We start from the raw sequence: 12,670 nt of genomic DNA on the forward strand, positions 1-12,670 counted from the left end.
GAGCCAGAAAAGTTTATCACGTTCCCTTGTTGGAAGGAAGGGGAGAATCAGACCGGACCTGCTCCCCCACTGTTTACGGGTTATTTTTCTTATCCCGCAAGGTTTCGCGTGCCGTGCGGGCCAGGTCGTCTATGGAAAAAGGTTTCTGGATGAAATGGATGTCCGTGTCCAGCACGCCGTGATGGGCAATAACATTAGCCGTATACCCCGACATAAAGAGGCAGTGCATTGTCGGACGCAGGGACACGAGCCGTTTGGCCAGATCCCGCCCATTCATCTCGGGCATCACCACATCGGTGATGAGGAGATGGATTTCCCCTGGGTGTTCCTGGGCCAGCTCAATCGCCGCCATCGGTGTGCTGGCGGCGAGCACCGTGTAGCCCAAGCGTTGCAGGATGGTTTTGCCCAGATGCAGGAGCGTGGCCTCGTCTTCCACCAGCAGAACCGTTTCCGTGCCGCCGGTCGGTTCTTCCGCCAGCCTGGTCTCCGTGGGTGTCACTTCTTCGCTGCTGAAGCTGGGCAGATAGATGCTGAAGGTGGTTCCCTGGCCGGGTTCGCTGTACACGTTGATAAAGCCGTTATTCTGCCTGACCACGCCATAGACGGTGGCCAGCCCCAAGCCGGTGCCCTTGTCTTTTTCCTTGGTGGTGAAGAAGGGTTCGAAGATCTGGGCCAGGATCTCCTTGTCCATGCCGCAGCCATTGTCGCTCACCGCCAGCAGGACGTATTCACCGGGGAGACAGTCCGGGTGGTCGGCGCAATAGGCCGCATCCCGCGAGACATTTTCCGTTTCGATGGTGATCTTGCCGGTATCGGCAATGGCATCGCGGGCATTGACCGCAAGATTGGCCAGAATCTGGTCGAGCTGGGAAGGATCCATCTTCACGGGCCAGAGGTCGTGTCCCGGCAGCCAAGCCAGGTCGATGTCCTCGCCGAGGAGCCGCTGGAGCATTTTCAGCATGCCCCCGACGGTGTCGTTGAGGTCGAGGATCTTGGGACTCACCGTCTGTTTGCGGGCAAAGGCGAGGAGCTGGCGGGTGAGATCCGCGGAACGCATGGCCGCCTTGTGGATTTCCCGGAGGTTTTCATGGAGCGGATTGGTTGCTTCCAATTCGGAGAGGGAGAGATCGCAGTAGCCGAGAATGGTCTGGAGCATGTTGTTGAAGTCGTGGGCCACGCCGCCGGCCAGCCGGCCCACCGATTCCATCTTCTGGGACTGGAGGAGCTGCGCCTGCAGTTTCTCCTTTTCCGCTTCGTTGCGCTTGCGGTCGGTAACATCCCAGACGGTTGAGATCATCATCTCTTGACCGGGGATCGACATGTTTCTCGCGACAATATACGCGGTCTCCTCCCCCGCTCGGAAAATGGGTACGTCTTCCCACTGCATCCGGCTCGGGTCACCACTGGCACAGGCCTCCATCACTTGCTTCCTGATGGCTTCCCGAAGATCGGATCCTCGTATGCCGCCTCCCAAAATGCGTCCGAAGTGGCGAGTGCTTCGCGGGTGGTGTGGTAAAATTTGGGGAAATTGTCGTTCATGTAGAGAAATTCCACCGCCGGAGCAACCGCGTTGACCGCAATGCCGATGGGGAGATTGTCCAAAACCGTGCGAATAAAGATTTCGTTTTCCCGCAAAGCCTCTTCCGCCTGTTTGCGTTCGGTGATATCGGTGTGGGTGCCGATCATCCGCAGGGGACGGCCGGCGTTGTCGTATTCCACCACCTTGCCCAGGGAAAGGATCCATTTCCAGTCGCCTGCCTTGGTCCGTTGCCGGAACTCCACGCGGTACTCCGGGATCTTGCCGGCGATGTAGTCCCGATAGGCCATGGCCACGGGTTCGCGGTCGTCCGGGTGCATCCGTTCGATCCATTTGTTTACGGTCAACTGGAATCCTACCGGATCATACCCGAGCATGGTGGCGTATTCCGGGCTGATCTTGGCCTCGCCGGTCTGGACATTGAGATCGTAAAGCCCCTGATTGGCGGCCATGAGCGCCAAGCGAAGCCTCTCCTCGCTGACTTGCAGTTGGGTACTGAAATCCTCCCGCCCCAGCCTGTTGACCATGAGTATGCCCAACAGGGTTGTGGCCAGGGGGTAGATCAACAAAACCGGCAGGCTGATCTGGGAAAGGACCCGCAGGGCCGTATCCCATGGGAGGATGAACATCAAGGCCAGCATGACCAGATGCACGAGGAGGCCAAAGAGGTAGAATTGTTGCCAGGAGATCTCGGTCAGGGGGTGGCGGCGCAAATGGCGCCAGAGAATGCCCAGCGAGCCGGTGGCCAGGATTACCGCGACTCCGGTCCAGGCTGCGGCCCCTCCTAGGGAGAGACGCAAGGCACTGGTTATAATCATGGCTATCCCGGTGGGGATCACCCCGAAAAAGAGCCCGGAGATACTGAGCAGCACCGAGCGGGTGTCGAAGACAACACCCGGCACATAGGTCCAGGGGGTAAGGATGAGAATGCCGCCGAGAATACCGAGCAGCGCCCCGATCCCCACCTGCATAAGCGGGGGGCTCACCCCGAACCGGTAGCGGCTGGTCATTACGTCATAGATGAAGGCCATGGCCAACAGCAGAGCGGCGTTCTGGATCAGGCCGAGGAAAGCGGGGTCAATCATGCGAGGGTATTCCTTGTCATGTTTCAGGGCAAGTGGGGCGAGAGGAGAGCATACGTTTTACTTGTCGCCCCTCCTTCTTTCTCTGTTATATCATATTTTGATAGGGCGCAGCCCAGGGAAAAGAAAGAAGGGGCTGGCCCGAATCGAGAGCGGTTGCAAGCAGGGATGGGAAAGTGGGAAATTGGCGTGTGCCAAAAAGTTGGACATGCTAATTGGCAAAACGTTTGTTTGAGAAAAAGGGGAAATATACGGCGCGGAGGCAGTAAAACGAGGAAGGAGCCCGTGAGCCCCTTCCTCGTTTTAGGGAGAGAGGTGCGGTTTTTAGGGCCTGTTGCCGATGACCGCCGAGGGATCGATTCCCGTCATATCGGGGAGGAGATGGGCGATTCCTTTGTGGCAATCGATGCAGGTCAGTTTCTCGTTGTCCCCCCGGATGTGGGCAAGTCTGGCTCGGCGAGACTGTTTGTAGTAATCCATGGCCTGCGCATCGTGGCAGCTGCGGCATTCGCGGGAGTCATTAGCCTTCATCTCCTTCCATACCCTGGTCGCCATGGTCAAGCGATGATCCAGGAATTTTTCCCTGGTGTCGATGGTGCCCTTGATCTTGTTGAACAGCTCCCTTGCGGCCACAGTCTTGCGGGCCAGTTTCGGACCGAGGTCCCGGGCCAGATGGCAGTCGGCGCAGGTTGCCCGTACTCCGGATTTGTTGCTGAAGTGGGCGGTATTTTTATATTCCATGTAGACGTTTTCCTCCATCTCGTGACAGGAGATGCAGAACGATTCCTGGGCCGAGGCGTGCAGTTCGCCGAGAAATCCTGAGAGGACGGCGATTCCTCCGATAAAGCCGAGGCCCAAGAGAGTGAGGACCGAATAACGGGCACTGGGGCTTTTCAGTTTCTCCCAGAATCCTTTGCTCTTTGTTTTCATAATAGACTCCCGCTGTTTTTCCGATGCCAATTCCTGGGGTTGCTTTCTTGGCCGCTCATCAGAACGTTCTCCCGACAGAATTGCAAGCGGAGATAATTTTCTGCTGAAAAATCAGACCCCGCGTCCGATTTTCCTCTGCACGCCTCTTTCTTCCCGCCTTACTTCTGGGGGGGGAGGGGCGGGCTGGGCTGGAAGGTGTTATCGACCAGGGGCGGAGCATCGGTCTGCACCACATGACACTGGGTGCAGAAGTAGCGCCGCGGCGCCAAAGTGGTCAGCTTTTTGTTGTTGCGGTCAATAAAATGGTCCGGGCTGATCTTGGTGGCGCCTGCGGCCTTGGCGTTGGCCCAGCTATGGCAGCTGAGGCACTTGTTGTAGTTCTTGTCGATGATGTATCCCTCGATATTATGGGGGATCAGGGGGGGTTGGTGGACAAAATCACGCTTGATCGGCTTTTGGTCGGGAATCAACTTATCCACCTCCGGGACCTGCGGGGGGGCCGTGATTTCCAGGCCACCGCGCAATGATTGCACTACTTCGGCAGAGGCGGTTTGGGGCAGGATGGCCAAGCAACCGATGAGACTCAGCAGAATTACGGTTTTGTTGTTTTTCATCTCGTCAACTCCTCGTGCAGGGTTAATCGCGGTCGGAAGGCTCTTGCTGTCCTTGTCTAAAAACGGCGGCCGAAGGAAAACACCCTTTCGGCGCAAATATCAATGCATCTGCCGCAGTTGGTGCAGTTTGCTCCGGTGATCACGGGCCCCCGGCCGTTTTCCCCCTTGAGGGCCGGGGAAATCACCTGGGGTTCCGGGCAGACCGCATAACAGTCCAGGCAGTTGCTGCAATGTTCTCGCCTCTCTGCCCGAACCCGGAGGAGGCTGAATCTGCCAAGCAGGCTGTAAAAAGCGCCCACCGGGCAAAGGTGGCCGCACCAGCCGCGTTTGCTCACCAAAAGATCAAAAGCGAAGATCCCCAAGGGAATGGTCCAGGCCAGGCCGAGGCCGAAGACCAGGCCCCGGTGCAGCATGGTCACGGGATTGATCAGTTCCCAGGCCAGCGAGCCGGTCAGGGCGGTGACCGCCAAGACCATGGCGATCATCCAGTAGCGGGTGTTCCGGTTGAGGGAGATTCCCTCCCGCAACCGAAAGCGCAGTCGCAACCAAGCCGCACAATCGGTAAGGATGTTGACCGGGCAGACCCAGGCGCAATAGACGCGGCCGCCGCTCAGCAGGTAAAAGGTGGCGATGAGCGCCCCTCCCAGCAAGGCGGTGCTTCCGGCAATGGTGCCGGTGGCAAGGCTTTGCAGCAGGATAAAGGGGTCGCTCAACGGGATGGTGTCGAGAAAACGGCTCGCCGCCAGATTGCCCTTGAAAATCCAGAGCCCGGTAAGCGGCCCGCACAAAAAGAGGGCGAGCATGCTCAGCTGGCTTGCGCGACGCAGCAAGAGATAGCGGTGCGCGGAAAGCCAACCCTTTTTCGCCGCAGCCAAGGTGCCGGCATAGGTATCCTTGCTCATGGCTTCCACTCCGGGGTAATGGGGGTGGTGAACTCGGGCATCCGGTCCGGCAGGTCCAGCTGTTCAGGGATCAGACTCTTGCCTGCTTTTGTTTTTTCTTCCCAGCCCAGGCGGTAGTGGTGCCCGAGCTCCCCCTGGGCCAGCGCCAAAGGCACTACCTTGATCGCCGCCTTTTCCAGAACGCAGGACTTTTCGCATTTGCCGCAGCCGGTGCAGTGTTTGGAGTGCACCTCCGGCAAAAACAGGGTGTGTTTGCCGCTCCGTTGGTTATGGAGCGGGTTGAGGGTGATCGCCTTGTCGATCAGCGGGCAGTTGCGGTAGCAGACATCGCAGCGCAGCCCGAGAAAGTTCAGGCAGTTTTCTCGGTCAATGAGTACGGCCAACCCCATGCGTGCCTTATAGATATCGGTGAGCAACGGATCCAAGGCGCCGGTGGGACAGGCGCGGATGCAGGGCCGTTTCTCGCACAGCTCGCAGGGGATCTGACGGGCGCTGAAATACGGGGTGCCGGTGGCGACCTCCTCTTCCGGTTTGGCCAAGCGCAGGGTCTTGTAGGGACAGGCCCGAACGCACTGGCCGCAACGGATGCAGGCGGCAAGAAACTTCTTGTCGGGCAGCGCCCCCGGCGGCCGCATGGTATAGACCGGCCGGGCCACCGCCTGTTTGTTGCCGTACAACCCGAGGCCCAGGCCGAACAGGGCTACCCCGCAGGCGGTACGCGCTGTTTCCAGGAGAAACTTTCGCCGCTCGCTGCTTTGACCGTCATGGTATTTTGTCTCAGTCATAAGGCTGTGCCCCTATGCCTTGCTCACCTTGACCGCACATTTCTTGAAATCTGTTTCCTTGGAAATGGGGCAGGTGGCGTCCAGGGTCAGTTTGTTGACCAACCGGCTCTCATCGAAAAACGGGATAAAGATCAGCCCTTCGGGCATCTTGTTGCGACCCTTGGTTTCCACGGTGGCCAGGATCTCGCCGCGGCGGGTGGTCAGTTTTGCCGTCATGCCCCGGCGCAGCCCCCGTTTTTCCGCATCGGTTTGGTTCATGAACACCACGGCGTTGGGCACCGCCCGGTGCAGCTCCGGGACCCGCTGGGTCATGGAGCCGGAATGCCAGTGCTCCAGCACCCGGCCGGTGGAGAGCCAGAGGTCGTACTCCTTGTCCGGTATTTCGGCCGGGGGCTCGTAGGGCAGGGCAAAGATGTTGGCCTTGCCGTCCGGGTTGCCGTAAAAGACCACCCCCTCCCCCGCCTTGACATGGGGGTCGTAGCCTTCCCGATAGCGCCAGAGGGTTTCCTTGCCGCCGATCACCGGCCAGCGTAGACCGCGGGCCTTATGGTATTGGTCGAATTCGCCCAGCTCGTGGCCTTTTTTCGGGCCTTCCAGGCTGAAGCGCCGGTACTCTTCGAAAAGACCTTTTTGCAGATAATAGCCGAAATGGTCCATCTCGGAGTTGTCGTAGGGGATGTTGGCCAGATCCTTGACCACCTGTTTGGGATATTTGTTCACCTGGCCGTTGGCAAAAAGGACGTCATACAGGGTTTTGCCCTTGTATTCCGGTTTTTTGGCAATGAGCTCCGCGGGCCAGACCTCTTCGACCTTGAAGCGTTTGGAAAACTCCACCATCTGCCAGAGATCGGACTGTGACTCGCCCGGCGCCTTGACCTGCTGTCGCCAAAATTGGGTGCGGCGTTCGGCATTGCCGTAGGCGCCTTCCTTTTCCACCCACATGGAGGTGGGCAGGATAAGGTCGGCGGCCATTCCGGACACCGTTGGGTAAGGGTCGGAAACCACGATGAAGTTTTCCGGGTCGCGCCAGCCCGGATACATCTCGTTGTTGATATTGGGGCCGGCCTGCATGTTGTTGTTGCAGAGCTGCCAGTAGCAGTTCATCTCCTTGTCGCGCAGCTTGCGCTGCATCAGCACCGCGTGGAACCCAGGCTTGTCCGGGATGGTGCCTTCCGGCAGCTTCCAGATGGCCTCGGCCACCGCGCGGTGTTCGGGCTTGTTGACCACCAGATCCGCGGGCAGACGGTGGGCAAAGGTGCCGACCTCGCGGGCCGTGCCGCAAGCGGAAGGCTGGCCGGTTAGGGAGAAGGGACCGTTGCCGGGCTGGGAGATCTTGCCGGTGAGGAGATGGATGTTGTAGACTAGGTTGTTGGCCCAGGTGCCGCGGCTGTGCTGGTTGAAGCCCATGGTCCAGTAGGAAACCACCTTGATCTTCGGGTCGGCGTAGAGTTTTGCCAGAGCCACCAACTGTTCCTTGGGCACCCCTGAGATCTGGTGGGTTTTGTCCAGGGTGTATTCGGCGACAAAGGCCTTATACTCTTCAAATTTCATGGGCTCGGCATCGTTGGCCTTGGCCGCGTTTTTCGCCTTCTGCTCCCGGGGATCATTGGGGCGCAAGCCATAGCCGATGTCGGTGACCCCGCGTTTGAAATTGACCGATTTCTTGACAAAGGCTTCGTTGACCTTGCCGTTTTGGATGATGTAGTTGGCGATATAGTTGAGAATGGCCAGATCCGACTGCGGCTTCATCACCAGTTTCACATCGGCCAGCTCGAAACAGCGGTTTTCAAAGGTGGAGAGGACCGCCACCTTGACATGGGAGGCGGTGAGCCTGCGGTCGGTGAGGCGCGACCAGAGGATGGGGTGCATCTCCGACATGTTGGCGCCCCAGAGCACGAAGGCATCGGCGTATTCGAGATCGTCGTAACACCCCATGGGCTCATCGGAACCGAAGGTGCGCATAAAGCCGGTCACGGCCGAGGCCATGCAGTGTCTGGCATTGGGGTCGATGTTGTTGGAGCGGAATCCTGCCTTGCACAGCTTGACCCCGGCATACCCTTCCCAGACTGTCCACTGGCCGGAGCCGAACATCCCCACCGCGGTTGGGCCCTTTTTTTTCAGGGCTTCTTTCCATTTGCTGGCCATGATGTCAAAGGCCTGATCCCAGCTGATCGGGGTGAATTCGCCGTTCTTGTCGAACTGGCCGTTTCGCATGCGCAGCAACGGCTTGGTGAGACGGTCCTTGCCGTACATGATCTTGGAGAGAAAGTAGCCCTTGATGCAGTTCAGTCCCTTGTTGACCGGAGCATCGGGATCTCCTTGGGTGGCCACCACCCGTCCCTCCTTGGTGCCCACCAGCACGCTGCAGCCGGTGCCGCAGAACCGGCAGGGAGCCTTGTCCCAGCGGATGCTGGGGTCTTCGGTGGCTGCCACGGCCGGCATTTCAGGGAGCGAGATACCGGCCGCCAGGGCAGTGGCCGCTATGGCGTTTGTTTTAATAAAGTTACGCCGGGTCAGTTTCATAAACGTTCCTCCTTCTTCGCTTGCTCTCGAGTGATCCTTCTGGTGGGTCTGGAGACGGCCTTACAGAAGAACGAAAGGATAAAGCATGCTTATTTTAAGGCGTTGCGCCTTCTTCCTGTTCGCAATGTTGGTAGACCATGGATGCGGACAACACCCCCTCGACACGGTACAGCGCGAGCAGGGTCTCGGAGATTACGGCCTGCTCATGTTCCTCGATAGTGATGACAAAACGGTGGTCTTCGGTGCGGGCATGGATTTCAAGGCCTGGCATTTGCCCCAGTGCGACGGCAACCTGTGCACTGGAATCTGGCCTGGCATGGACAAGAACGCCGGCAATATTCATTTTATCCCCTTATTGTGAAGCATTGCTGAGCGCAATCTATCGGGCGGAAATGCCTGGGCGGATCTCATTTTCAGGCCTTCTTTATTTAATATAGCAACAGGTGTGCCAGCAAAGTCAACCCTTGAATTTACGTGAAAATTGTGGCCTTAAGATTAGCAGTGTTACCGGAAGATCTCGTTAATACGATATCAATGTTACTTAAAGGTAACGGTGGGGTTCTGACAAATACTGCCTTTGGAAAAAAGTGCTCAGGTGAGAAGATCAATGGCTTGGACCGGGCATACCGCATAGCAGGCACCGCAGCCGGTGCAATCGGCCGTGACCAGCTGGGGAAGGATGCGTCCGCCGGGGGAGGGGGGGAAGATGATGGCGTTGCTGTCGCATTGCTCGCCGCAGGTCCGACACGGGATACCTTGGCCGTTGAGGCAGGTTTTGGCAAAGACCGCCTTGTGGAGCCATGGTGGAGCAGCGGTATCCATGACGAGAGCCTGCGGGGTGCAATGTTGGGCGCAAGCGCCACAGAAGGTGCATGGCCCTTTGCTGAAATTCACCCGGGGGAAGCCAAGGAGGTCGGGGGCAAGAATCCCTTGGGGGCAGTGGCTACAGCAATCTCTGCACCGGTTGCAGCGCTTTACAAAATCATCTTCCGACAGGCTCCAGGGCGGGCGGATGGCCAGGGGGCGTCCACCTCGCAGGAATAGGCGGCGGTCCGGGTTTGTGATCATGGCAAATCCTGTGTGCGTTATGCCTTGCTCTGCGGTGTTGGCGAAACGGGGTAGTTTTTTTGGGTAATCCCAAGCAAGGGAGTTGTCCGTCCCAGTTTTTTCTTATCATACCGCCGGAATTGGCGGAAACCAATGCGAAAAAAAGAGGGGAGGGGAGGAACGCGAAGAGGGAGTCGCGCAAAATTACGAGGCAGAGCGTGGGTCCGGAAAACAAAAAGGGTCAGCGGAAATACCGCTGACCCTTGAATGTGCGTTGGTGCGGAGGTCGGTATCTAACTGAGCATGTAATTAGCTGTTTTGCTACCTGAATATCGTTTGAAAAATTTCTTTTACCCGTTATTTTACCCGTTACTTTGTGCGCTGCTTTGCTTCCAACATCGCGATCTGACTGAAAATAATGAATTTCCCCTGTACGGCTAAACTCGACCATTTTAGCCTCGGCAATCTTGATAAAAAATCGGTATTCTAACAGAAGGGCAACCGAAAGTGATGGTTGCCCTTAACTAATGAAAAGTAAAAGAAAAATAGTAAAAAACAACGTATTAACTATTAGTTAAAAGTTAATAAGGAATGAAATGAATTGACTCGAGCGTCTAGAATAAACAAAAAAGTTGTTTTTTTCGACAATTTGCCTATCAAAAAATACCTTTTAAAAAAGATAACTTGAGGATAGAATATTATCGATCTTGATCGATCCCAAAAAATCAGCGGAGGATTTAATGAACAGAATTTTTCTCGTTTTATTTTTTCTTGTCGGGTTAACAGGATGTGCAAGTGTTCAGCCATTAAACACCCCCAGTTCAAAACCAGAAGTCACAATTCCCAATGGGCAAAAGAAAGCTGTCATCGATAAAATTACGAACATGATGCTCGGGCGGGGATATAAAATTAAAAATATCAATGAATACAGTGCAGTATTTGGAAAACCATTACAGTCTACAGGGGCGGCTATTTTATTTGGCTCCCAATTTAACACAACCCCAGAAGGAAGGATCAGTTATAACATTGTGGATACCACTAAAGGTGTTCGTGTCATTGGAACTCTCGAGGTCGTCACCAACCCTGGAAGTGGGCTAGAGCGCGTAACGGATTTAAGCCAAAACAGCAAGAATGCTCACGAATACCAGCAGTTGCTGGAAGAAGTTGCCGCTTCTTTTGAGGGTGTAAAATAGATTGTGTAAATGGCCATTCCGGGGGTAGGAAAATTACCCGTAGCTTTGGTGCTGCCCAAAACCCATCGTGTACAATTGGCTTTAAACCAAAGCTCCGACGTTTTCCTCGAAACCCACCCCCTTGCTCTAGAGCAAACCCTTAACGCCGCTTATCGCCAAAACAAACGCTATTACTCGCGTGGCTAAACCCCCATGGTCTTTGTGTTGTGCCCGGCTCTGCCCTCTGATCGGTTTTTAAAAAGATTATGCTCCCTCAATATCTGGTTTTCTTTACATCAGTGTCATTGACCATCATCACGCATCTCAGGCTTAACGTCCTAAATTGCTTCAAACAGAACATGTCCAGTCCACTATCCTCGAATACTCCAAATACTAACTTATTTTGCTTAATGACGGGTTCTGACTTGAAATCAACACGCAATGTTGAGGATGCTATACTCAAGATTCACTCTGTTAGCTGATCTACACTATGTTACTTCGTAACATAGTGGATTGGGGACTGAGTCTTCGCCTCAGTCCCCATATTGGAGCATCTTATTAGCTAAACCGATGCAATGTTGCTTATCTCCTCCCCCTTAACCAAACCAGGAACCAAGGATACCCATAGTATGGCACTCCTCCCTTCCTCCTCGTATATAAGGGCTATAAGTCGGGAAGTAATTCCCAAAAAACAGATAGTTAATATAGCAATTTATTTTATGGGGCATGAGAAGCCCCCTGAGTGCTTTTTGTAGGCGTCACCCATGACCTGATGCAGTTCATCTCTGTATTTTTCCTGGACGATAAAACTATCGTGAATGGCTAGGATCGGGACGCCTTTGCCTGTGAAGTATGCAATCACATCTAGGGCAATGGATGCGTCCTTATTCATCACACGTAGGCCATTGTCGTTATCAGCGCAAAAGTGATGGGCGATGAGTTTGTGGGCATCCTTGAAAAGGTCAATGATCTGACGGGCCTTGGTGATACCGTACTTCTCCAGCCGCGTTTTCCATTTTGGATTCTCGCCGATGCGCTGATTGATGCCACCTTCAGCGTTAGCCTCTGCTGTGCGCTGGTAGCCTTTCTTTCCTTTTGGCTTGACCCACCCATTTTTTGCATTGAGGAGGGCGAGGAGGCATTGTTTAAGGAAGTCCCGTAGTTCAGGAGCGTCCAGTACGACGGAATATGGGTCGAAATCTAGTTGCTTCCCTTCAGCTGCGTAAAGTATATGGGGATGCAGAGCGCTAAAGTCCAGTTCAACGACCTCCTCGCCATTTATAGCGATCCTACCCCGCTTATCCTCACTGAGCCCCTGGCAATGAAAACAGCCCTTAGTATGCAGGCGACCATACAACGTGAATTTGTGGTGGAAGATGGCCGTTAGAGCAGTGCTTACAGCTTGTTTTCCGTAAAGGATTTCAGCGGCTCGGTTGACCTCGTTGGCTTTTTTCAAAATCCTCTTGATTTGGATGGTTCGGGCTGTGTCTTTGTAGTCTTTGGGTTTTCCATTTTTGTCCTTCAAAATGACCAGCTCAGAAAACGGGGGATCAACGACAATATCAGGTGAATGTACTTTCTCGAAGTGGGCCAGTAGTTTTTCTGTCGGCCAAACTTTGCTGTAACGGGCAATAATTTTGGTTCCTCTTCTGATATCCAGGAACCCGTGATCTTTCAACTTGCGAACCAGAGGGGCCATTGTGGCTTCTATCGTTTTTAGTGCCATCTCGATTGGCCGCCGGTCACGATAACGTAAAAGATTTGCAATGATGATCTCAAGTTTCTGACTGGTGTCCTGTCGTTTCGCTAATTCGCACACATTATGTATTTCTTTGACCACCACAAGACTCTTTCCTTTGAGTCTGTACGAGGTATCAAATCGCACCGATCTTTCATAGAGCCACCACCCTGTGCCCTTTTGATTCTCAACTTGCCGGCGGGCAATTTCCCTAACAATTTCATGCAATGACCTGTATTTTGACATTTTCCGCACTTCCCTTGGGCGCGTAATCCCTGATTAAAATATTGTGGGGAATGATTGTCAGGGAAACAATCCTTGTTGGTTCAGGGAGCTACCC

General features: G+C 54.9%; 11 protein-coding genes. 1 reads left to right on the plus strand and 10 read right to left on the minus strand.

The window, feature by feature from the left end:
- Nucleotides 1-73: 73 nt before the first annotated feature.
- From OLX77_RS05590 to napF, 9 genes are all read right to left on the minus strand, one after another.
- Nucleotides 74-1,420 carry an ATP-binding protein gene (locus OLX77_RS05590; RefSeq protein ID WP_307632608.1) on the minus strand — a complete coding sequence of 449 codons (1,347 nt, stop codon included), beginning with the start codon at nucleotides 1,418-1,420 and terminating at the stop codon, nucleotides 74-76.
- The gene (locus OLX77_RS05595; RefSeq protein WP_307632609.1) at nucleotides 1,420-2,622 is read right to left on the minus strand and encodes a LytS/YhcK type 5TM receptor domain-containing protein; all 1,203 of its coding nucleotides are present in this window, start codon (nucleotides 2,620-2,622) and stop codon (nucleotides 1,420-1,422) included. Before OLX77_RS05595 ends, OLX77_RS05590 begins: the two co-directional genes overlap by 1 nt.
- 321 nt (nucleotides 2,623-2,943) lie before the next feature.
- Entirely contained in the window at nucleotides 2,944-3,549 is a 606-nt protein-coding gene (locus OLX77_RS05600; protein WP_307632610.1) for a NapC/NirT family cytochrome c, read from the minus strand.
- A 158-nt stretch (nucleotides 3,550-3,707) separates the two neighbouring features.
- Nucleotides 3,708-4,163, minus strand: a complete 456-nt coding sequence (locus OLX77_RS05605) for a nitrate reductase cytochrome c-type subunit (protein ID WP_307632611.1) — start codon at nucleotides 4,161-4,163, stop codon at nucleotides 3,708-3,710.
- 56 nt (nucleotides 4,164-4,219) lie between these two features.
- Entirely contained in the window at nucleotides 4,220-5,065 is an 846-nt protein-coding gene (gene napH / locus OLX77_RS05610) for a quinol dehydrogenase ferredoxin subunit NapH (RefSeq protein ID WP_307632612.1), read from the minus strand.
- On the minus strand, nucleotides 5,062-5,850 hold the full coding sequence (gene napG / locus OLX77_RS05615; protein ID WP_307632613.1) for a ferredoxin-type protein NapG: 789 nt from the start codon (nucleotides 5,848-5,850) through the stop codon (nucleotides 5,062-5,064). The genes napH and napG overlap by 4 nt, the downstream gene beginning before the upstream one ends.
- Nucleotides 5,851-5,862: 12 nt before the next feature.
- Nucleotides 5,863-8,373 carry a nitrate reductase catalytic subunit NapA gene (napA, locus tag OLX77_RS05620; RefSeq protein ID WP_307632614.1) on the minus strand — a complete coding sequence of 837 codons (2,511 nt, stop codon included), beginning with the start codon at nucleotides 8,371-8,373 and terminating at the stop codon, nucleotides 5,863-5,865.
- A 94-nt stretch (nucleotides 8,374-8,467) separates the two neighbouring features.
- On the minus strand, nucleotides 8,468-8,716 hold the full coding sequence (locus OLX77_RS05625; protein ID WP_307632615.1) for a chaperone NapD: 249 nt from the start codon (nucleotides 8,714-8,716) through the stop codon (nucleotides 8,468-8,470).
- 248 nt (nucleotides 8,717-8,964) lie between these two features.
- The gene (napF, locus tag OLX77_RS05630; protein ID WP_307632616.1) at nucleotides 8,965-9,441 is read right to left on the minus strand and encodes a ferredoxin-type protein NapF; all 477 of its coding nucleotides are present in this window, start codon (nucleotides 9,439-9,441) and stop codon (nucleotides 8,965-8,967) included.
- Between the two features lie 686 nt (nucleotides 9,442-10,127).
- On the opposite strand from napF, the gene OLX77_RS05635 reads away from it, so the two are divergent.
- Nucleotides 10,128-10,613: a hypothetical protein gene (locus tag OLX77_RS05635; protein ID WP_307632617.1), complete on the plus strand. Its 486-nt coding sequence runs from the start codon at nucleotides 10,128-10,130 to the stop codon at nucleotides 10,611-10,613.
- A 691-nt stretch (nucleotides 10,614-11,304) separates the two neighbouring features.
- Here OLX77_RS05635 and OLX77_RS05640 read toward each other — a convergent pair.
- Nucleotides 11,305-12,576, minus strand: coding sequence for a hypothetical protein (locus OLX77_RS05640; RefSeq protein WP_307632618.1), 1,272 nt, complete (start codon nucleotides 12,574-12,576; stop codon nucleotides 11,305-11,307).
- Nucleotides 12,577-12,670 lie beyond the last annotated feature (94 nt).

The sequence above is a fragment of the Thiovibrio frasassiensis genome (genome assembly GCF_029607905.1).
Lineage (GTDB): Bacteria > Desulfobacterota > Desulfobulbia > Desulfobulbales > Desulfurivibrionaceae > Thiovibrio > Thiovibrio frasassiensis.